The 18,919-nt window shown below is 69.3% G+C and carries 23 protein-coding genes; 14 read left to right on the forward strand and 9 right to left on the reverse strand.

From position 1 onward, the window contains the following. Positions 1-221: 221 nt before the first annotated feature. From Pen02_RS13925 to Pen02_RS13935, 3 genes are read left to right on the forward strand one after another with little or no spacing between them, the layout of a single operon-like run. Positions 222-1,307, forward strand: coding sequence for a sensor histidine kinase (locus tag Pen02_RS13925; protein WP_203866420.1), 1,086 nt, complete (start codon positions 222-224; stop codon positions 1,305-1,307). Beyond that, a complete protein-coding gene (locus tag Pen02_RS13930) occupies positions 1,304-1,966 on the forward strand; it encodes a response regulator transcription factor (protein WP_203866421.1) in 663 nt (220 codons plus the stop codon). The genes Pen02_RS13925 and Pen02_RS13930 overlap by 4 nt, the downstream gene beginning before the upstream one ends. A 57-nt stretch (positions 1,967-2,023) precedes the next feature. Next, the gene (locus tag Pen02_RS13935; RefSeq protein ID WP_239140637.1) at positions 2,024-2,599 is read left to right on the forward strand and encodes a hypothetical protein; all 576 of its coding nucleotides are present in this window, start codon (positions 2,024-2,026) and stop codon (positions 2,597-2,599) included. 89 nt (positions 2,600-2,688) lie between these two features. Here Pen02_RS13935 and Pen02_RS13940 read toward each other — a convergent pair whose 3' ends face one another. Continuing rightward, positions 2,689-3,819 (reverse strand): cation diffusion facilitator family transporter, encoded by a 1,131-nt coding sequence (locus Pen02_RS13940; protein ID WP_239140638.1) that lies wholly within the window; start codon positions 3,817-3,819, stop codon positions 2,689-2,691. 70 nt (positions 3,820-3,889) lie between these two features. Between Pen02_RS13940 and Pen02_RS13945 the strand changes: the two genes are divergently transcribed. Further along, positions 3,890-4,249 carry an ArsR/SmtB family transcription factor gene (locus tag Pen02_RS13945; protein WP_203866423.1) on the forward strand — a complete coding sequence of 120 codons (360 nt, stop codon included), beginning with the start codon at positions 3,890-3,892 and terminating at the stop codon, positions 4,247-4,249. A 22-nt stretch (positions 4,250-4,271) separates the two neighbouring features. Here the strand turns inward: Pen02_RS13945 and Pen02_RS13950 are convergent, their stop codons facing one another. The 8 genes from Pen02_RS13950 to Pen02_RS13985 form a co-directional block, all read right to left on the reverse strand. After that, entirely contained in the window at positions 4,272-5,315 is a 1,044-nt protein-coding gene (locus tag Pen02_RS13950; protein WP_203866424.1) for a sporulation protein, read from the reverse strand. Between the two features lie 373 nt (positions 5,316-5,688). Beyond that, positions 5,689-6,453, reverse strand: coding sequence for a 3-keto-5-aminohexanoate cleavage protein (locus tag Pen02_RS13955; protein ID WP_239140642.1), 765 nt, complete (start codon positions 6,451-6,453; stop codon positions 5,689-5,691). A gap of 204 nt (positions 6,454-6,657) precedes the next feature. Next, positions 6,658-7,197 (reverse strand): alpha/beta hydrolase, encoded by a 540-nt coding sequence (locus Pen02_RS13960; protein WP_203866425.1) that lies wholly within the window; start codon positions 7,195-7,197, stop codon positions 6,658-6,660. Positions 7,198-7,394: 197 nt separating this feature from the next. Beyond that, on the reverse strand, positions 7,395-8,075 hold the full coding sequence (locus tag Pen02_RS13965; RefSeq protein ID WP_203866426.1) for a hypothetical protein: 681 nt from the start codon (positions 8,073-8,075) through the stop codon (positions 7,395-7,397). 151 nt (positions 8,076-8,226) lie between these two features. Further along, a complete protein-coding gene (locus Pen02_RS13970) occupies positions 8,227-9,990 on the reverse strand; it encodes an FtsX-like permease family protein (RefSeq protein ID WP_203866427.1) in 1,764 nt (587 codons plus the stop codon). A gap of 1 nt (position 9,991) precedes the next feature. Continuing rightward, positions 9,992-10,720: an ABC transporter ATP-binding protein gene (locus Pen02_RS13975; RefSeq protein WP_203866428.1), complete on the reverse strand. Its 729-nt coding sequence runs from the start codon at positions 10,718-10,720 to the stop codon at positions 9,992-9,994. Further along, on the reverse strand, positions 10,717-11,256 hold the full coding sequence (locus tag Pen02_RS13980) for a PadR family transcriptional regulator (RefSeq protein WP_239140643.1): 540 nt from the start codon (positions 11,254-11,256) through the stop codon (positions 10,717-10,719). The genes Pen02_RS13975 and Pen02_RS13980 overlap by 4 nt, the downstream gene beginning before the upstream one ends. Before the next feature lie 248 nt (positions 11,257-11,504). Then, complete coding sequence (locus tag Pen02_RS13985) at positions 11,505-13,502, reverse strand: APC family permease (RefSeq protein ID WP_203866429.1); 1,998 nt, start codon at positions 13,500-13,502, stop codon at positions 11,505-11,507. Positions 13,503-13,804: 302 nt separating this feature from the next. On the opposite strand from Pen02_RS13985, the gene Pen02_RS13990 reads away from it, so the two are divergent. The 10 genes from Pen02_RS13990 (at position 13,805) to Pen02_RS14035 (ending at position 18,918) form a co-directional block, all read left to right on the forward strand. Next, the gene (locus Pen02_RS13990; protein WP_203866430.1) at positions 13,805-14,134 is read left to right on the forward strand and encodes a PadR family transcriptional regulator; all 330 of its coding nucleotides are present in this window, start codon (positions 13,805-13,807) and stop codon (positions 14,132-14,134) included. A gap of 2 nt (positions 14,135-14,136) precedes the next feature. Continuing rightward, complete coding sequence (locus Pen02_RS13995) at positions 14,137-14,508, forward strand: DUF1048 domain-containing protein (RefSeq protein WP_203866431.1); 372 nt, start codon at positions 14,137-14,139, stop codon at positions 14,506-14,508. After that, positions 14,505-15,335, forward strand: a complete 831-nt coding sequence (locus Pen02_RS14000) for an ABC transporter ATP-binding protein (RefSeq protein WP_203866432.1) — start codon at positions 14,505-14,507, stop codon at positions 15,333-15,335. Before Pen02_RS13995 ends, Pen02_RS14000 begins: the two co-directional genes overlap by 4 nt. Before the next feature lie 10 nt (positions 15,336-15,345). Beyond that, on the forward strand, positions 15,346-16,107 hold the full coding sequence (locus Pen02_RS14005) for an ABC transporter permease (protein ID WP_203866433.1): 762 nt from the start codon (positions 15,346-15,348) through the stop codon (positions 16,105-16,107). 61 nt (positions 16,108-16,168) lie between these two features. Further along, complete coding sequence (locus Pen02_RS14010; RefSeq protein WP_203866434.1) at positions 16,169-16,525, forward strand: DUF1048 domain-containing protein; 357 nt, start codon at positions 16,169-16,171, stop codon at positions 16,523-16,525. Position 16,526: 1 nt separating this feature from the next. Then, entirely contained in the window at positions 16,527-16,853 is a 327-nt protein-coding gene (locus Pen02_RS14015) for a DUF1048 domain-containing protein (RefSeq protein WP_203866435.1), read from the forward strand. A gap of 370 nt (positions 16,854-17,223) precedes the next feature. Continuing rightward, on the forward strand, positions 17,224-17,373 hold the full coding sequence (locus Pen02_RS14020; RefSeq protein ID WP_203866436.1) for a hypothetical protein: 150 nt from the start codon (positions 17,224-17,226) through the stop codon (positions 17,371-17,373). A 7-nt stretch (positions 17,374-17,380) separates the two neighbouring features. After that, on the forward strand, positions 17,381-17,671 hold the full coding sequence (locus Pen02_RS14025) for a hypothetical protein (protein WP_203866437.1): 291 nt from the start codon (positions 17,381-17,383) through the stop codon (positions 17,669-17,671). A gap of 76 nt (positions 17,672-17,747) precedes the next feature. Then, entirely contained in the window at positions 17,748-18,599 is an 852-nt protein-coding gene (locus Pen02_RS14030) for a thioesterase domain-containing protein (RefSeq protein ID WP_203866438.1), read from the forward strand. A gap of 61 nt (positions 18,600-18,660) precedes the next feature. Further along, entirely contained in the window at positions 18,661-18,918 is a 258-nt protein-coding gene (locus tag Pen02_RS14035; protein WP_203866439.1) for a phosphopantetheine-binding protein, read from the forward strand. Position 18,919: the final 1 nt, after the last annotated feature.

Genomic DNA, 18,919 nt, shown 5'->3' on the forward strand with positions numbered 1-18,919 from the left:
GGTTGGCGCGCAGGGCTGCGCAGGTCTGGCGTACTCGGCATGGCTTGCAGCGAAGATGATCAGCACGAATGACGGGTGGCCGATCAGGTAACACTTCTGCAAGGGACCCTAAAGGTTTGAAGGATGCAATTATTCACATAAGTCAACCGCCGTGGTTGGGCTCGGGCGGAGTACCACGTTCGTGGTATGTCGGTTCGAGGCTGGTTGCGTACCGTGACGTGATGCGGTTCTGGGTGGCGGATGTCGGGCTGGCGGTGTTCGCCTTCACGGCTGCGGCGGCACGGGTGGCGGTCGCCCCGGACCTGCCCGGCGACCGGGCTCCGGACGCTCTCGCGTACACGATCGTCGCCGGCATGGCGGTGGCGCTGCTGTTGCGGCGGCGCCTGCCGGCGGTGGTGCTGGCTGTCGTGGTGGTCCTGTTCCTCGGCTACCACATGCTCCGGTACCCCGGTGGCGCTCCCGCCGTCCCGGTGTGGATCGCCCTCTACTCGGTCGCCGTCGCACCGCGCCGCCGTATCGGGCTGACGGTGGCCGCCCTGTTCATCGTCGTGGACGCGCAGAGCCGGATGGCTGTGGCCGGGCTGGGTCCGCTGGACGCGGAGCTCGACGGCTCGACGGTGGTCTTCGTCGCGGCGCTGCTCCTCGGCGAGGTGGTGCGGGCCCGCCGGGAGCATTCGCGCCTGCTTGCCGCGCAGCGGGATCGGGTCGTTGCGCAACGCCTCATGGAGGACAGGATCCGGATCGCCCGCGAGCTGCACGACGTCAGCGCACACACGCTCGCGGTGGTCGCGGTGCAGGCCGGGGTGGCCGCCGACGTGCTGGACGACGACCCCGGTCAGGCCAGGACGGCGTTGGCGGCGGTGCGCCAGGCGGCGCGGGAGGCGATGACGGAGTTACGGGCCGCGGTCGGCGTGCTGCGCGACGGCCAGCGGCCGGACGAACCGGAGCAGCCCGCACCAACGCTGCGCCGGTTGCCGGAACTCGCCGCGACCACCGGCGCCACCCTGGTCGAGGAGGGGGTACGGCGTCCGCTGCCCCGCGCGGTCGAGGCGACGGCGTACCGGATGGTGCAGGAGGCGGTGGCGAACGCGGTGCGGCACTCCGGCGCGCGCCGCATCGAGATCCAGGTCCACTACGCCGTCGACGGGTTGTCGCTGGCGGTGCGCGACGACGGGTGTGGCGGCGGCGGCCCGCCGGGCAACGGACTGCGCGGCATGACGGAGCGTGCCACCGGCCTGGGCGGCTGGGTGCGAGCCGGGCCGGCCCGTCAGGGTGGCTTCGAGGTACGGGGATGGTTGCCGGGATGACGGTACGGGTGCTGCTGGCCGAGGACGAGACCCTGGTACGCGCCGGCTTCCGGGTCCTGTTGGAGCGGACGCCGGGCATCGAGGTGGTCGCGGAGGCCGCCGACGGCGACGAGGCGATCGCGCTGACCCGCAGGCACCGGCCCGACGTGGTGCTGATGGACATCCGGATGCCGGGCACCGACGGGCTCACCGCGACCCGCCGAATCCTCGGCGACGACCGGCTGCGCGGCGTCAGGGTGGTGGTGCTGACGACGTTCGACCTGGACGAGTACGTCTACGCCGCGTTGCGGGCCGGGGCCAGCGGTTTCCTGCTGAAGGATCTCAGCCCGGAGGAGCTGCGCCATGCGGTCCGGGTGGTGGCCGCTGGAGACGCCCTGCTGGCGCCTGCGGTCACCCGGCGGCTGATCGGCGCGTTCGCCGTGTCCGCGGCGGAGCCGCACCCGGGCATCGGGACGCTGACCGCCCGGGAGCGGGAGGTGGTCACGTTGGTGGCGGACGGCCGGTCCACACCTGAGATAGCCGATCGGCTCGGGATGAGCCCGGCCACCGCGAAGACGCACACCAACCGGGCGATGGCCAAGCTCGGCGCCCGGGACCGGGCCCAGCTTGTCGTCTTCGCCTACCGCAGCGGGCTCGCGGGCGTACCGCGGCTGCGGTAGCGACGCTGCCACGCTCACCGGATTCCCCAGGCGCCGGGCGACCATAGCGTCAGCTACATGATGTTCCTCATCCTCGGTCCGGCGCTCAACCTGGCCGCCGGCTTCTTCTGGCTCGACGACACTCAGGGCGCCACCAGTGGCGCCCTGACGGCCCTGGGGATCGCATGCTGGCTGATCGGCCTTCTCGCACTCAACGAACAGCTACGGCCCCGCGCTCCGCGCTACGCCGCGATCGCCCTGCCGCTGACCGTGTTCGGCGCGACCGGCGGTCTGGCGTTCTCGATCCAGTCCATCCACGAAGAGATGTTCGGCATCTCGCACGCTACGGCCGTCGAGCGTCTCAACGAGTTCCCGCTCGCCGCGAACGCCCTCTACTGGACCTGCGGCCCGCTCTTCCCCCTGGTGTTGGTGGCGCTCGGAGTGACGCTGCTCCGCTTGCGGGCGGCCCCCGTGGCGATCGGCGTCCTCGTCGTCCTGGGCGGTCTTGCGTTCCCGGTCAGCCGGATCACCCGGGAGGCGTCGATCGCACACGTGGCCGACCTGCTCCTGCTGCTGCCCTTCCTCTACCTGGGCATCCGATCCCTGCGCCAGACAGTGCACCAGCCGGCGCAGGCGGCAGCCACCCTCAAGTGAGGCATCGTTTCATCCCGCCGCGCACCGTGCCGGTAGCCGGTAGGTGGGATCGATGTTCGTTGCCACGATCGGTTCTGTTTCGTCGCGGGTCAGCCGGTGGTCGGTTGTTGGCGGTTGCGGCGTAGGTGTGACAGGTCGGGGTGGTGGCCGGCGCCGGGGTGGCTGTGGGGATCGGTGTGGATGGTGGCGGCGGTGAGTCGAGGAACGGCGTGGGTGAGCTGGTGTTCGGCGTCGGCGGCGATCTCGTGGGCGGCGAGCAGGCTCAATCGGGCGTCGACGACGAGGTCGGCTTCGGCGTGTAGCCGGTGGCCGATCCATCGCAGTCGTACCGCGGTCACGTCCCGGACACCGTCCACGGCGCGCAGCGCTGCCTCGGCCCGGTCGACGATGGCGGGGTCGACGGCGTCCATCAACCGTCGGTACACCTCGCGGGCGGCGTCCTTGAGGACGAAGGTGATCGCGACGGCGATGGCGAGGCCGACGACGGGGTCGGCCCATCCCCAGCCGATCCAGGCACCGCCGGCGGCGGCGACGACGGCGAGGGAGGTGTAGCCGTCGGTACGGGCGTGCAGGCCGTCGGCGACCAGGGCTGCGGAGCCGATCCGGCGTCCGACCCGGATGCGGTACCGGGCGACGAGTTCGTTGCCGGCGAAGCCGACGATCCCGGCGGCGAACACCCACGGCAGATGGGTGACCTCGACGGGGTTGAGCAGACGGGTGACGGCGGTCCAGCCGGCGGCGACCGCCGAGCCGGCGATCACCACGACGATGACGATGCCGGCCAGGTCCTCGGCCCGGCCGAAGCCGTAGGTGTAGGCACGGGTCGCCGCCCGGCGGCCGAGCAGGAACGCGATTCCGAGCGGTACGGCCGTGAGCGCGTCGGCGACGTTGTGCAGCGTGTCCCCGAGCAGGGCCACCGAGCCGGAGTACACGACGATGACCGCCTGTGCGGCGGCGGTGATCCCGAGGCCGACAAGGGAGATCCACAGCGCCCGCAGCCCTTCGCGGGACGATTCCAGCGCCGGGTCGACCTTCGCCTGTGAGTCGTGCGAGTGCGGTACGAGTACGTGTCGCAGCTTGTGCCACCACGAGCCGTGGCCCTGCTGGTGATCATGGACATGGCCGTGCTCCTCATGGCCATGATCATGGTCGTGTGCCTCGTCGTGGCCGTGACGCGGATCGCCATGGTCGTGGCTGTTGTCGTGCTGCTGGTCACGCACAGGCTTGGCTCCCTCGGGACGGCGCGGCTCGGGCGTTCCCGACCGAATCCGTCTCGGATAATATGTGCTCATGTATGCACGCGACAACGTTGTAGGTGCCGGTGAGCTGCAACAACGCCTACCTGCCGACAACGAGGTGGTGGCGGCCACCGACATGCTGCGGATGCTTGCCGACGGCACCCGGCTGCGATTGATGTGGCTGCTCAGCGACGGTGAGCACGACGTGACGTCGCTGGTCGCGGCGGTGGGGGCCGCCCGGCCTGCCGTGTCGCAGCACCTGGCCAAACTGCGCTTGGCGGGACTGGTCACCATCCGCCGCGACGGCCGCCGTGCCCTTTACGCCGCCCGCGGCGGCCACGTACGACGACTGGTGACCGAGGTCATGCACGCCGCCGCGCACAGCGTCACCGGCGAACCCGAGCACGACTGAGACGAAGTGGTGCCGGGTGGTTCTACTCCTCGTCCGTCTCCGCTTCTTCCTCGTCGCCGTCGAAGATGTCGTCGGCGACCATGCCGGCCGCGAACCCGAGCGCGGCCCCGCCGGCCGCCCCGGCGAGTACGCCGCCCATGCCCGGCCCCCTGTCGTGGTGCTCCTCGTGGTGCCCGTGCCCGCCGTACCCGTGCCCGTAGGCGGGGGCGTGGCTGTCGTAGCCGTGGCCGTAACCCGGCGGTGGGTATCCGGCGGCGGAGCTGTGGCCGCCCAGGCTGCCCCGGTAGGCGTGGTGTTGTTCGAGAGCCTCGCGTAGCCAGCCGTCGACGACGCCGGCCCAGTCGGTCCGGTCGGCCTCGCCGTGCTCGATCCGGTAGCGGCCGTACGAGTCCTGGCCGCCGGTGAACAGGCCGGCCCGCTTGTCGAACTCCAGCACCACCTGTACGCCGTGCGGGTCGGTGACGAAGCTCAGCTCGACCTCGTTGATCCCGTGCGCGTACTGCGGTGCGGCGAAGAACTCGATCTCCTGGTAGAACGGCAGGCTCTGGTGCAGGCCGTAGATGTGCCCGCGTTCCAGGTCGGCGCCCTTGAACCGGAAGCCCAGCGCGCCGAACGCCTCGAGGATGCGTTCCTGGACCGGCAGTGGATAGACGTGGACCAGGTCGAGGTCGCCCTTGTCGAGGGTGCCCCGGATCGACACCTCGGTGCGCAGCCCCATCGTCATGCCGTGCAGCCGCTGCCCGGACAGGTCGGTGACCGGGGTCTCCCACGGCATACCGATCTGGAACGGCAGTGACAGTTCCTGCCCCTCGCGCAGGTGCAGCCCGGCGGAGACGTCGGCCCGGTGGAACTCGACGAACGCGTCGTACTCCTCGTCGGCGCCGTCGACCTCGATCCGGGTGACCAGACTGACCGAGATGCGCTCGATCTCCACGTCGTGGCCGCCGCCGGTGAGGTTCACCTGCCCGGGCAGGGCGAGGCCGGGGCGGGTGTTCGGATTCGGCAGGACGGTGTCGACGGCAGGTGCGCCGACACCGAAGGCACCCAACATCTTCTTGAAGACCACGCACATCTCCCTGCGAGAAGGTAGAACAATCTCGGACGCCATCTCCACGTGGACGTCATGATCGGGGTCGTCCACACTGGATCCGGTTGGCCGGGGACGTTAGCAATGGCCCCTGGGAGATTGCTGAACGCTTCGTATCGGCTACGCGAAGCTATTGCGTGAATGCGATTCATTCTGATCGACAGGTGCGGTGAAAATTGCGGTTGGGGCGATCTCGTCTCGGGCGGTAGCCGCCTCGACGCCACCCACGGGGACGCGTGCCGGCGGTTAGCCGCTCTGCCGCCGTCCGACGGGGGGCGTCACCTCGGAGCGACCGGCGCTCCGGCCGTCACAAGGACGGTCGGATGGTCCGATGTGCATGGCGTGTGAGAGGTCAGCGACGATGTGACGCGGCTGCATTCCAGGCAGCCAGCGCCCGGCGAACCAGGTCAGCGTTGTCGACTACCGGTTCGTCAGCCGGGCCGACGACGGTGTCCTCCAGCCCGATGCGCGTGGGCAACCCCAACCGGCCTGCGTGCACAACCAGCGGCCAGCACGTCGCCTCCTCTCCGTGCAACAGGCGCGGTGCGGTGATCCCGAAATCGTCGAGGCTCGTGAGGATCGCGTCGGCTGTGGCAACGGCTGTCTCGGCCGTACCGTCGACGACCTCTACCAGGATGCGGGTCCAGGACACCCGGCTGGCGGCCAGCCGCTGCGCGTCGGCGGTCGACCACACCCCGGCCTCTACTCCGATGCCAGCCCGCCGCAACACCTCGACCAGGTCGGCGAAGCCGGGCTCGCCGACGTTGACCGAGGCGAAGTCGGGCCGTGCCGCCGACGGCAGGTCGGCCCAGCTGTCCACCAGCGCGAGCCGCCGTCCGACGTCGCCGTCGCTGATCCACAATCCGGTCGTCACCCCTACCGGCACGCCCGGACAAGCCGAACGAACCGCGCTGACGGCTGCCCCCACATCACCGAAATGCAGCGACTGCGCGCCGCCGCGCTCGCGCGGATGCAAGTGCAACGCCTCCGCACCGGCGGCCACCGCAGCGGCCGCTTCCACGGCCAGTTCCTCGGGCGTGACCGGTACCGCCGGATGTTCGTCACGGCGTCGACCGCCGTTGAGGCACGCCTTGATCCGTTCGATCTGCGACTGCACGAAGCTTCCCTCCGCCGGTGGCCACCACCCTAGCGAAACGCACCCACAGACCGTCGAAACGACCATCACCGCCCCTTCACCCGCCCCGCACTCGTCAATCACGCGGTCTGCCTATGAGGGTTCAGGGTCGTCGTCCTGGTCGTTGGGGTGGGCTTATGGGAGAAAGTGCTGTCGATGCCGTCGGCAGTGGGATGGCGGTACCGGCTACGGGAGTCGGGACAGGAATTCTTCGATCGCCGTGCCGACGTCGCCGAGGGCCTGGGCGTAGGCGCGGAGCGGTCCGGGTGGCCGCAGGCTGTGGTCGCCGTCGGTGATGGTGACGACGTTCTTGCTCGTTGCCGCGGCGATGTCAGGCAGCCAGCTCGGGTCGCGGGTTCCTCCGACAAGAAGTGTGGGCGCCGGGTTTCGTCCGATCGCCTCGGCGATGACGTCGATGTGCAGGAGCGGCGTCAGCCAGATCGCTGGGAGTTGCTGTTCGGCCGCGAGCATGGCGGCATAGGTACCGAGCGACTTTGCGATGATCACCGGCTGGGCGTCGGGCGCCGCGCCGGCCAGCCGGTGTAGCGCCGCAGAGACGTGCGCCCGGACGAATGGTTCCGGCCCGATGTCCAGCAGGCCGTCCGGAACGGTCCAATTCACCGTCTCTACCGGTACGGCACGGTCGGAAAGTGCCTCGCTGGCAAGGTCGAGCAGCGGTGCCTGCGGACCGTAATCGAGTCCGGGAACGATGACTCCAGCTGTCATCCGACGACTGTAGCGATCGAAACGCGCCCTCCACCCTCATGCCGGAACCGTTGCGCGCCGACCAGCCGGAATCGGAACCGACATGCTTCGTCGCGGGCCGTCCGGGTCGGTCGACGTACGGGATTGCCGCCGACAGGTGTCGCTGGTCCGTGCCGGACGTCCGCTGTCGCTCGGCGAGCGGCTTGCCCGAGCCGCCGCTACACCACGGCGACCGGGTAACCGATGCCGGCGATGTCGTCCCTGAGGTCGGCGAAGCTGAGCTGAGGATTGAGGGCCCGCACCACGGTGTCGGTGAGTGGCCGGTGAGCAACGACGTGCTCGACCGCCGCCCGGTCCACCTCGATCTCGTAGTAGTCGCCGGCGAACTCGACGAACCGGTCGACGATGTCGTCGAGCAGGATCTCGAGCATGCCGGACCCGTCCGGCCCGGTGGTGTCGTACGGCCCGAGCGGTGGTGGGAAGGTGATGCCCTCGCCGGCGTGCCAGCGGTCGTCACCGACCAACCGCCACAGCACCGCGGTGGCGATGAACTGCCCGGACTCGTCGCAGAACGCCGGTTCCTCCACCTGCGGACGCAACACCACCGGGATGCCGTCGAGCAGCCCCGGCCACAACTCCCGGTCCGGATCCCGGTAGGGCGACATCGCCGACTCATGATCGAAGACCCGGATGAACGCGCCGTCGGCGGTGAACACGACGGCCCACTCGTCGCCGCTGCCATTGCTCATCAGCGCCGCCTCCTCCGTACCCCACGCGGAGGTATAGGCGTAGTAGGCGGCCCCACCGTCGACGACGCGTTCAAGCACAGCCAATGCCATGCAGCGCTGCCGCAACCGGCCGATGGAAGGCAGCCCGGCGGCGATGTCGTACGCGGTCATCGGGTGACCCTACTGGCGGCAGGCGACGGCTGGATCACCCACCCGACCCGGCGTTGGCAGCACTACCGGGCGTTCCACAGGGCAGGGTCGTCGTAGTGGTTCCAATCCAGGTGTAGGGCCGCGAGTGGCACCACAACCGTCGTGACGGACGTCAGGTCGGTGCGGACACGAGTGTGTCCACGACCGGGCGTCTTGTGGCAACCATTGCGGGGAGGGCGGTGAGCGCGGCGACAGCGAGCAGGACTCCGAGCGCGGTGGCGAGCAGCCAGGAACCGGGCGGGTACTGGATCTCGGTACGGCTGACGAGCGTAAGGAGCCCGAGGCCGGCCGGGATCCCCGCTACGACGCCGGGTATGGCGGGCAGCAGTTGCGCTACCGCCAGGCCCACGCCGGCCTGCGCGGGCGTGGCGCCGAGCGTCCGCGCGACGGCCAGCGGCTGCCGGGCGTCGAGGACCGCGGTCCAGGTGCTCACGACGGCGTTGATGAGCGCAAGGAGGCACAGCACGACGATGACGACGGGCAGGGCCTGGTCCATTCGCTCGGTGCGGGGGTTGGCGAGTTCCGTGTAGCCGAGGTCGAAGTGCTCCACCCGGGTGTTGATTACGAGTACGGCGACGAGCGCAGTCGTGGTGATCAGGGTGTTCACGGTGACCAGCCGGGCGCGGCGCGGTCGGCGGGCGTTGATGCGTACCCCGATCAGCAGGGCGATGGGCAGCCGCCGCGACAGCCAGATGCGCCACCGTCGGCGCCGGGGCGGCGTCGCGGCGTCGGCGAGCGCGTGGACGGTGCTGGTGGCGGCGGCGCGTACCACCGGTACCAGGGTGGCCGCCACGGCGATCGTGAGGGCGAGGGCCGTCACGGCGATCACCGTGCGCAGCGCGGGTGGCTGGGCGTTGACGGTGCCGATGAGTCCGGCGCTGGGGCGGATCAGCACAGGTGCGGCGAACCAGCCGCCGGCCAGGCCGGTGGCGGCGGCGGCAAGCCCGATCACGAGGTACTCGGTGAAGTGGACGGCGGCGATCATGGCCGGTCCGGCGCCGACGGCCTTGAGCAGCCCCACCCGGCGACGCTGGCCGACGATCCGGCCCGTGACGATGCCGGCGACCCCGGCCAGCGCAAGGCCGCTGAGCAGCCAACTGCCAACGAGCAGCGCCACCTGCGCGTCGCCGTACAGCAGGCTGTTGAGGCGGTCGATGGCTTGCCAGGTGGTGAGTTGGTCGCCGACGGGGTACGTGGTGCTGGCCGCCGGGTCGGTGAGTCTGAGGTTGAGGGTGTACGACAGCGGCTGGTTGCTCGCGAGCGTGGCGATGTCGCGGTGGTCGACCCAGACCAGGCCGCCGCGCTCGACCAGGGCGCTGCCCGGGTAGTGCCACCCGGCATACGGATACGTCGCTCTCGCGGCGGTGACCGCGGTCCCGACCACGCGCAGCGGATGGCCGTCGACGTCGACCGTGTCGCCCACGCGAACGCCGACGGCGTCGGCGAAGGCACGCTCGACGACCACGCCACCGGGGCGTACCCAGGTGCCGTCGGTCACGGCGGGCCGGTCGATCGATGCCGGTGCGGCCTCCCGGCCCTGGACGACGGCGTGCGCGGATATGCCGCCGGCCGTCATCGTCAGGTAGGCGATCGGAAAGGGTCCACTGTGGTCGGTCACGCCAGCCCGGGTGGTCAGCGGTGCGAGCTCGTCCAACGCGGCCTGACCGGTGGCCCGGGGTGTCACGATCACGTCCGGGCCGGCGGTGGCGGCCCGAGTCTGCTGGTACGGCCGCTCGGCGACTTCGTTGAGGGTGAGGCCGAGGGTCAGGGTGGCCGTGGCGGCGGTGATGGCGACCAGGAGCAGGACGGTTTCGGTCCGGCGGCGGCGCAGGTCCCGCATCAACAGCCGGCAGACGAGCAGCAGGCGCCCGGACATGTCACCGCCACCCGCCGTAGACGGTGCCGGTAGTGGTGCTGGCGAACCGGTTGTCGTCGGCGAACGCCCCGTCACGCATGGAGATCACCCGGTCGGCGACCGCGGCGATGCGGGCGTCGTGGGTGACCACCACGAGAGTCTGTCCCGCGGCGTGCAGCTCCTCGAACAACCGGAGTACCTCCACGGTGGCGGCGCTGTCCAGGTTGCCGGTGGGTTCGTCGGCCAGCACGACCAGCGGCTCGTTGCTGAGCGCACGGGCGATGGCGACCCGCTGGCGCTGCCCACCGGACAGCGCCGAGGGCAGGTGCGCGGCGCGGTCGGCCAGCCCGACCCGGTCCAGCAGGTACAGCGCCCGCTTGCGGGCCCGCCCCGGTGACCGACCGGCCAGCAGTGCGGCCAGCTCGACGTTCTCCACCGCGGTGAGCTCGTCCATCAGGTGGAACGACTGGAAGACGAACCCGACGTCGTCGCGCCGCAGCCGCGCGAGGGCCCGTTCGCTCATCGTGTCGATCCGGCGCTCGGCCAGCCACACCTGCCCGCCGGTCGGGCGCTGCAGCCCGCCGACCAGGTGCAGCAGGGTGGACTTGCCGCAGCCGCTCGGGCCCATGATCGCCAATGTCTGTCCAGCGGGCACGTCCAGGTCGACCTCGTCGACCGCCCGTACCAGCGTGTTGTGCGAACCGTACCGTTTGGTCAGCCCACGCGCCCGCAACGCCGTCGAACCGGTCATACCTCCGCCTTCCGCCCAGTCCGATCACGCTCGGTCCACATGCGCTCGCACACCTCCAGCCACTCCAGATCGGCCCGCAGCCGCAGCACGACGCCCTCCAACAGCACACCGACGACCGGATCCACCGATCGGTCCAGCGCCGCGCGCTGGGTGTCGCGCAGCCGGCGCAGCACCTCGCGCCGCTGCGCGTCGACCAGTGCCACCGGATCAGCCAGCCGACCGGCCGCGGCGGCCACCAGCTTCAGGTGAAACTCCGTGAGGTCCGGCTTCGGCCAGCTCACCTCGGCCAGCCAGCCCGCGACCCGCTGTTGTCCGGCCGGGGTCAGCGCGTAGACCCGGCGGTCAGGCCGGTCCGGCAGGCCATCGGCCCGCTCCGAGGTGACCAGTCCGGTCCTGCCCAGCCGGGCCAGCGCCACGTAGATCTGCCCGGCGTTCATCGCCTCGCCCAGCGGCCCGAGCGCGTCACGCATCCGGCCACGCAACTCGTACCCATGCGCCGGCTCCTTCGCCAGCATGGCCAGCACCACGTCCTGCACCCGGGCACACCTCTTCCTTCCGACCGGACCGCTAATAGATAGCCGGTAGCTATGGCACTGTCAACTCCGCCGACGGGTGTACGGACGTAGCCGCCTACCAACCTGAGTGGGTGTTCTGCGCGGTGCCAGGACGCCTGGCCCGCTGACGCCCCGTCCACACGTCGACAGTTCGGAACGTCGACCACCGGGCGGCACTGCCGGCGAGCAGCGGTTGGTGCCCGCGCGCGGTGTGGGTGGTCGGCGACGGGCTATCCGACGTGTACCAGTGGCCGGCGGTCGGGGTCGGGCTCGGCTTGGCGTAGTACCTCGCGGGTCAGGGGTGCGATCTCGCCGTCGCCGAGGAAGAGGTATCGCAGCAGGTACGTCACCGGGTTGCCCTCGGTCCAGGCGAAGTAGATGTGGGGGAGTCGGCCGGTGGTGTCGCGTAGGTGCAGGAGGAAGCCGGCGAGGGTGTTCGCGATGCTGGCGCCCTCGACCCGCAGGATGCGGTAGCCGAACCGTTCTTCGCCGGTCACGACCAGGTCGGATTCGAACTCGGACGGATCCCGCACGGTCACTTCCAGGAACAGGACCGGTTCACCGGCGGGGATGTGGTTGTGCTGGCGCTGTTCGGCCTCCTTTTCGCGGTACTCGGTCTCGTCGCGCTCGTGAGGTTCGTTCGCGATGAGATGTAGCTCGCCGCCATGCGTGATCACGTCGGCGGTGAACTGTCGGGCGAGGGCGTCGAGGCGTACGTCGGTGACGCGTAGCTCGGTGGCCCGCAGCGCCCGGGACAGGATCGAGGTGACGATGATCGCCACGATGAACAGGATCGCGATCCGTACGCCGTCGGGTCGTTCGATGATGTTGGCGACTGTCGTGTACCCGAGTACCACGGTGATGGCCCCGAACCCGAGTACCGACCTGGTCTGGTGGCGGCGGCGGGCGGAGAGGGTGACGGCGAGGGCGGCCGAGGTGATCAGGACGAGGACGCCGGTGGCGTAGGCGCCGCCCTGCGCGGTGACGTCGGCCCGGAATACCAGGGTGATCAGGAACGCCGCCAGGGTGAACACGATGACGAGGGGGCGGAGCGCCCGGGTCCAGTCGGGTGCCATGCCGTAGCGGGGCAGGTAGCGCGGGACGAGGTTGAGCAGGCCGGCCATGGCCGACGCGCCGGCGAACCACAGGATCAGCACGGTGCTGATGTCGTACACGGTGCCGAAGAGGTTGCCCAGGTGGGCGTGGGCGAGAAAGGCCAGGGCCCGGCCGTTGGCCTGCCCGCCCGCCTCGAACTCTTCGTGGGGGATGAGCACGGTGGTCACGAAGCTACTGGTGATCAGGAAAACGCTCATGATCAACGCGGCGGTGACGAGTAGCCGCCGGGCGCCGCGGACGCGTCCTTCGGGTCGGGCGGGATCGTCGGCTGCCCGTCCCCGGATCAGCGGCATGACCGCCACTCCGGTTTCGAAGCCGGACAGGCCCAGCGCGAGTCGGGGGAAGACCAACAGCGCCACCACGAGGATCCCGAACGGATCCGGGTGTTCACTGACGAGCAGGTTCCGCCAGTCTGCGACCAGGTGCGGCCGGCTCCACAGATGTCCGAGGGTTGCCACGATCACGATCGCGTTGAGGATCAGGTAGGCCGCGACCAGGACGACCGCGATGCCGATCGCCTCCTTGAACCCCTTGAGGAACACCGCGCCCAGCGCGGCGATCAGCACCAGCGTCACGCCGACCTGCGCGTCCGCCATCGGGGCGGGTAGGTAGGGGTTTTCGAGGATGTGGGCGGTCGCGTCGGCGGCGGACAGGGTGATGGTGATCATGAAGTCGGTGGCGGCGAAGCCGAGCAGCGCCAGTACCAGCAGCTTGCCTCGCCAGCGGGGCAGGAGGTGTTCCAGCATCGCGATCGACCCCTGTCCGTGCGGGCTCTCCCGGGCCACCCGGCGGTACACGGGCAGGGCGCCGAACAGGGTCAGCGCCACCAGGACCAGCGTGGCGACCGGCGAGACGGCGCCGGCGGCGAGTGCGGCGATGCCGGGTTGGTATCCCAGGGTCGAGAAGTAATCCAGGCCGGTCAGGCACATCACCCGCCACCACGCCCGCTGGTGGGGAGTTTCCGGCGCCGTGTAGGGGCCCCGGACCCGGCCCGGTCGCATCCCCTGCAACAGCCAGCCGCGCAGCCCGGCACCCCTGGGCGCGATCCACCCCCGCACCATTCCCTGACAGCCCCCGTCCCCGGCCTGGTCGTACTGCCGACGCGCAGACATCGTGGCGCAGAACCGCCGGACTTCGCCGGGAATCGAGTAAAGCGCCGTCGACGCCGCCGCTCATGATCACTTCGAGTGCGGCGCGCTCTGATTGATGGCCCACGAACGAGGCTGGGCGGCCGGCCCGCCTTACCGGCGCACAGTTGACCGGTTCGGATGTCGAGGTCCTCGACGACCGGCTCGTCGTCGATGGTCCGCAACGCGACCTGTCCGGCTCCAGTATTCGCTGTTGCTAAGTACCGGTAGTCAGTGATACTTTCTACCGGTAGTCAGCGATACCGAGTAGCTCGGAGAAGGTGTCCATGGGCAAGCAGATGACCGAGATGCTCAAGGGAACCCTGGAGGGCATCGTCCTGGCGATCCTGGCCTTGCGGCCGGCGTACGGCTACGAGATCACGGCGTGGCTGCGGGGGCAGGGCTTCTCCGACATCGCCGAGGGCACGATCTACGCCCTGCTGGTCAGGGTCGAGCAGAAGCGACTCGTCGACGTGGAGAAGGTCCCGTCCGAGAAGGGGCCACCACGCAAGGTGTACTCCCTCAACGCGCAGGGCCGGGAGTACCTCGAAGAGTTCTGGAGGACCTGGGGCTTCCTCGCAGAACGACTGGAACAGCTACACGAAGGAGGCAGCTAGTCATGTCGGACGCGGAGAAGGGCGGCTTTCTCGCGAAGGTCATCGGCCCCAAGCGCCGATGGTGGGCGTACAAGGCGCGGGTGAAAGAACTTCCGCCGAACTATCGGGCGGCGGTCGAGGCGATCGAGCGGTACCTGATGCATTTCGGGCCGGTGACCGGCGACAGCGCGGCCGCGCTGTTCGAGGATGTCGCCGACCTGTTCGAGCGGGCTGCGGCGGACGGGACCCCGATCCGCGAGATCGTCGGGGAGGACCCGGTGGAGTTCGTGGAGGAGTTGGTCCGCAACTACCGGAAGGGCGGATACGTCGACCGGGAGCGGGCGCGGCTGACGCAGGCGATCGAGAGCATCGAGCGGGCGGAGGAGCACAGGTGACGACCAGGCAGGTTCCGGGGCCCGCGATCCAGGTGCGGGGTCTGGAGAAGTCGTACAAGCAGTTGCGGGTGCTGCGTGGCGTGGACTTCGAGGTGGCGCGGGGCAGCATCTTCGCGCTGCTCGGCTCGAACGGGGCCGGCAAGACCACGGTGGTGAAGATCCTGTCCACGCTGCTCAGGGCGGACGCCGGTACGGCCGGGGTGAACGGTTTCGACGTCGCCGCCCAGGCGGCGAGGGTGCGGGAGTCGATCAGCCTCACCGGGCAGTTCGCCGCCGTCGACGAGGTCCTCTCCGGGCGGGAGAACCTCGTCCTGGTCGCCCGGCTGCGGCACCTGAAGAACCCGGGCGTCGTCGCGGACGACCTGCTCGCCCGGTTCTCGCTGACCGACGCGGGCGGGCGGAAGGTGTCGACGTACTCGGGCGGCATGCGCCGCCGGCTCGACATCGCGATGAGCCTCATCGGCAACCCGCCGGTGATCTTCCTGGACGAGCCGACGACCGGGCTCGACCCGCAGGCCCGGATCGAGGTGTGGCAGGCCGTCAAGGAACTCGCCGCGCAGGGTACGACGGTGCTGCTCACCACGCAGTACCTGGACGAGGCCGAACAGCTCGCCGACCGGATCGCGATCCTGCACGAGGGTCGGATCATCGTGAACGGCACCCTCACCGAACTCAAGCAACTCCTCCCGCCCGCGAAGGTCGAGTACGTCGAGAAGCAGCCGACCCTCGAAGACGTCTTCTTCGCCATCGTCGGCGCGGACGGCAAGGGTGACGCCGACGGCGCCAGCGGCACCACCAAGGACCGCAACGTCGGCGCGGACAAGTGAAGGAACGACGATGAACAGGCACTTCCTCGGCGACACCGCCGTCCTGCTCGGCCGATCCCTGACCCACATCACCCGCAGCGTCGACACCATCATCACCACCGCGATCACACCGATCGCCATGATGCTGCTCTTCGTCTACGTCCTCGGCGGCGCGATCGACACCGGCACCGACTCGTACGTCAACTACCTGCTGCCCGGCATCCTTCTGATCACTATCGCCTCCGGCATCGCGTACACCGCGTTCCGGCTCTTCCTGGACATGAAGAGCGGCATCTTCGAACGATTCCAGTCCATGCCGATCGCCCGGTCGTCCGTACTGTGGGCACACGTACTGACCTCGCTGGTGGCCAACCTGATCTCACTCGTGGTCGTCGTCGGCGTCGCGCTGCTGATGGGCTTCCGCACGAGCGCGGGAGTCCTCGCCTGGCTCGCGGTCGCCGGCATCCTGAGCCTGTTCACCCTCGCCCTGACCTGGCTCGCCGTCATCCCCGGCCTCACCGCGAAGTCCGTCGACGGCGCCAGCGGTTTCTCCTACCCGCTCATCTTCCTGCCGTTCATCAGCTCCGCCTTCGTACCCACCGACACCATGCCCGGCCCGGTACGCGCCTTCGCCGAACACCAGCCCGTGACGGCCATCGTCAACGCCATCCGCGACCTGTTCACCCGACAACCGGTGGACAGCGACATCTGGACCGCCCTCGCCTGGTGCCTCGGCATCCTCGTCGTCACCTACCTCTCCGCCATGGCCATCTACCGCCGCAAAATCAGCTGACGGCACCCGGACGTCGGAGTACGTCTCGGCACGGATCGACAAGCTCGAAGGAGGGCGGGAGATGAACTTCTGGGAGACCATCACAGGTAGCGATCTCACCAGGGAATGGAAGACCTTCGAAGCCAGGGCGGCGGCGCTGCCGGCCGACTACCAGACGGCGTGGGGACAAATCGTCACTCATCTTTTCCCCTACGCGAACTTCACCGGCCGCAACCTGATGCCGATCCTCGACGGTGCTCTGGGGCTGCTCGAAGAGACGGCGTCCGAGGGGCAGCACATCGACGAGGTGCTGGGTGACGACATCGCGGGCTTCTGCGCGGCGCTGGCCGGCGGCCAGGGAGTTCGGACCTATCGCGACCGGTGGCGCGAGCAGTTGAACCGGAATGTTGCCAGGAAACTGGGCCGGCTAGGAGGCTGACGTGGGCATCCAGGACATGATCGAGGGCAAGAAGCAGTGGCGGGCGCACATGGCCCGGGTCAAGGCACTCCCACGGGACTACCAGATCGTCTACAAGGAGATACAGCGGTACTACTTCAAGATCGGGCCGGTCGGACTGGCTGACGGCACGCTGCTTTCGGGCCTCCTCGACTTCTTCGAGGAGGGCGTCGCGGCCGGCAAGGGAGTCCTGGAGCTCATCGGCGACGACGTCGCGGCCTTCTGTGACGAGCTGGTGAAAGACTCCCGCACCTACGCGGACATCTACCAGGAATCCGTCAGCGGCGAACCCGGCACGACCGAGAAGTAGCACCCGTCGACCCGACGCACGGTGCGGGTTGCCTTGACCAGACCGGCATGCCGGAATTGACCCTGGCGTGATCGTGGCGGCGGACCGGTTGGTCCGCTGCCACCCGAGTTTCTGCCGTCCGCCGCCGCCCGGAGCGACCCGCCGCAGGTGGCCAGGCAGGGCCGCCGGACGTCGCCGCCCGGCGAACGCGGCGATACCGCCGGACGTGGCCGCTTCCGTCCACAGGCGGTTCCGGCCACCTCGGAAACCTTCTCCATCCGTCGGACCGCGACGAAGATTGGTTCCAGACGAAAGACGAAGCCCTCGGGCTAACCGGAATCGTCTCCTGGAAAAAACCACGTTGTCGCTCCCGTCAGATTGGACGAAGGTCATGCGGATCCGGGTCGGAATCATCGGTATTGCTCTCGCGATCCTCGGCGCTGTCACGCCACTGCTGGTGAATTCCGCGGTGAACGGTCCGGCCGCCGTGACCGAGCAGGCGGGCGGCGTCGTGCACACCGACAGTCTCATCTGGGATTAGCCCGGCCATGCAGTTGACGCTGATAACGCTCTCGTCCGAAGCCGGAACGACGTTCGACGGCGGTGCCGCACGTCTCGTCGACACGCTGTGGGCAGCAGCCCGTGCCGAGGACCGAGTGGAACACATTTCGGTACGAGCCGTACGGGGCAGGGTTGATATCGGCGTCTTCAGCGTGTCGATGGATCAGACAGTGGCTCGTACGGTCGCCCGTGAGCTGGTCGAACGGGCGCTCGTGATGTCACCACAACTGCGGCAATGGAGCGTGGCCGGGACCGTACCTGGGCTGGCTGGCACCTGAGCGGCACCGGGTCACACGTCCGCATCACCCGCCACATTCCGTCGAAAGGGCGAAACAGGTGTCGACAACCTATCCGATGCAACCCGTAGCCACGCCCGGGGTGGGCCGGCGCGACGAACGCGGGCGACGCGACGACGGTGAACGTGCACGACATGGCGGCGATGCCGCACGTCTCGTCGAGATCGCGGTCAGTGGAAGCCGCCCGGCACTGTTCTGGGCGCACGGCATCAGCGGGAGTACCAGCCACTACCGTCCCCTCGCCCGACTGCTGGCGGCGCGTCGGGACGTGTACGGGCTCGAGAACCGCACAGCCGCCCCGTCGTACCGGTTGGCGGAGTCGGCCCGCCGGTTCGCAGCGGCGATCAACGAGTGCCGGCCGGACGGACCGTGCGAGATCCTCGGCTACTCGATCGGTGGTCTGGTGGCCCTGGAAACCGCTCGTCAACTGACCATGGCCGGCCGCGAGGTGGCCCTGGTCGGCATTCTCGACACGGCACCGCCGACCGTTCCGGTCGCTCCGGAGAACACTGCGGTCACCCTCGCGCTGATCTCCCGTGGCCTGGGTCTTGAGCCGCAGTTCGATCCCGGGACCGTCGGGACGGACTCCGAACTGATCGCGATGTTGAGCGCGCGGGCGGTCGAGGCGCGGATACTGCCCGCCGCTCTCGCCTTCGACTACGTGAGCGCCCTGGTCCGGACCTACACCTCGAACGCACGGGCTGCGGAACACTACCGACCATCGGCGTACCACGGGCGGGCGGCGGTCCTTCTCACCCGGGGTGGCGACGCAATACGACACCGAGACCTGTGGCGCGCCTTCGCGCCGGGTATCTCCCGCACCGACGTTCTGGACCTGGACCACTTCAGCCTGATCGGCGACGCCGCCCCGACGGTGCACGCCGTCATCGACGCATGGCTGACCCGATAGCTGCCATCTTCCTACCGGCCTTTTCGTGAATGCCGGCCCTCGTGAATTTTAGGAGAATACGTTGTCGCACTGGATCGAGCCACTTTTCACCGGCCTGCTCCCCGAAGCGACGATCGCCGCGGCGGTCGCCGACTACCCGGCGTACCGGGACGTCGACCTCACCGAGTTGGGACTGGAGTCCCTGGCCACCATGCAGATCGCGATTCGCATGACGGAACTGTTCAACTACCAGATCGACTACGAGTCGTTCACGATCAGCGCCCTGCAGACGTTCGGTGGACTTGAGCGTCAGCTCGGACTCGCCCTGACGGAGGTCTGAC

It is taken from the genome of Plantactinospora endophytica (assembly GCF_016862915.1).
Lineage (GTDB): Bacteria > Actinomycetota > Actinomycetes > Mycobacteriales > Micromonosporaceae > Plantactinospora > Plantactinospora endophytica.

Excerpts from the sequence above, each read along its gene's own strand:
- Pen02_RS14005 (WP_203866433.1), top strand. The coding sequence starts at position 15,346 with ATGAACAGGCACTTCCTCGGCGACACCGCCGTCCTGCTCGGCCGATCC.
- Pen02_RS13925 (WP_203866420.1), top strand. The coding sequence starts at position 222 with ATGCGGTTCTGGGTGGCGGATGTCGGGCTGGCGGTGTTCGCCTTCACG.
- Pen02_RS13960 (WP_203866425.1), bottom strand. The coding sequence starts at position 7,197 with ATGACAGCTGGAGTCATCGTTCCCGGACTCGATTACGGTCCGCAGGCA.
- Pen02_RS14025 (WP_203866437.1), top strand. The coding sequence starts at position 17,381 with ATGCAGTTGACGCTGATAACGCTCTCGTCCGAAGCCGGAACGACGTTC.
- Pen02_RS13945 (WP_203866423.1), top strand. The coding sequence starts at position 3,890 with ATGTATGCACGCGACAACGTTGTAGGTGCCGGTGAGCTGCAACAACGC.
- Pen02_RS13935 (WP_239140637.1), top strand. The coding sequence starts at position 2,024 with ATGATGTTCCTCATCCTCGGTCCGGCGCTCAACCTGGCCGCCGGCTTC.
- Pen02_RS14010 (WP_203866434.1), top strand. The coding sequence starts at position 16,169 with ATGAACTTCTGGGAGACCATCACAGGTAGCGATCTCACCAGGGAATGG.
- Pen02_RS13970 (WP_203866427.1), bottom strand. The coding sequence starts at position 9,990 with ATGTCCGGGCGCCTGCTGCTCGTCTGCCGGCTGTTGATGCGGGACCTG.
- Pen02_RS13985 (WP_203866429.1), bottom strand. The coding sequence starts at position 13,502 with ATGTCTGCGCGTCGGCAGTACGACCAGGCCGGGGACGGGGGCTGTCAG.
- Pen02_RS14020 (WP_203866436.1), top strand. The coding sequence starts at position 17,224 with ATGCGGATCCGGGTCGGAATCATCGGTATTGCTCTCGCGATCCTCGGC.
- Pen02_RS14030 (WP_203866438.1), top strand. The coding sequence starts at position 17,748 with ATGCAACCCGTAGCCACGCCCGGGGTGGGCCGGCGCGACGAACGCGGG.
- Pen02_RS13975 (WP_203866428.1), bottom strand. The coding sequence starts at position 10,720 with ATGACCGGTTCGACGGCGTTGCGGGCGCGTGGGCTGACCAAACGGTAC.
- Pen02_RS13990 (WP_203866430.1), top strand. The coding sequence starts at position 13,805 with ATGGGCAAGCAGATGACCGAGATGCTCAAGGGAACCCTGGAGGGCATC.
- Pen02_RS13995 (WP_203866431.1), top strand. The coding sequence starts at position 14,137 with ATGTCGGACGCGGAGAAGGGCGGCTTTCTCGCGAAGGTCATCGGCCCC.
- Pen02_RS13965 (WP_203866426.1), bottom strand. The coding sequence starts at position 8,075 with ATGACCGCGTACGACATCGCCGCCGGGCTGCCTTCCATCGGCCGGTTG.
- Pen02_RS13930 (WP_203866421.1), top strand. The coding sequence starts at position 1,304 with ATGACGGTACGGGTGCTGCTGGCCGAGGACGAGACCCTGGTACGCGCC.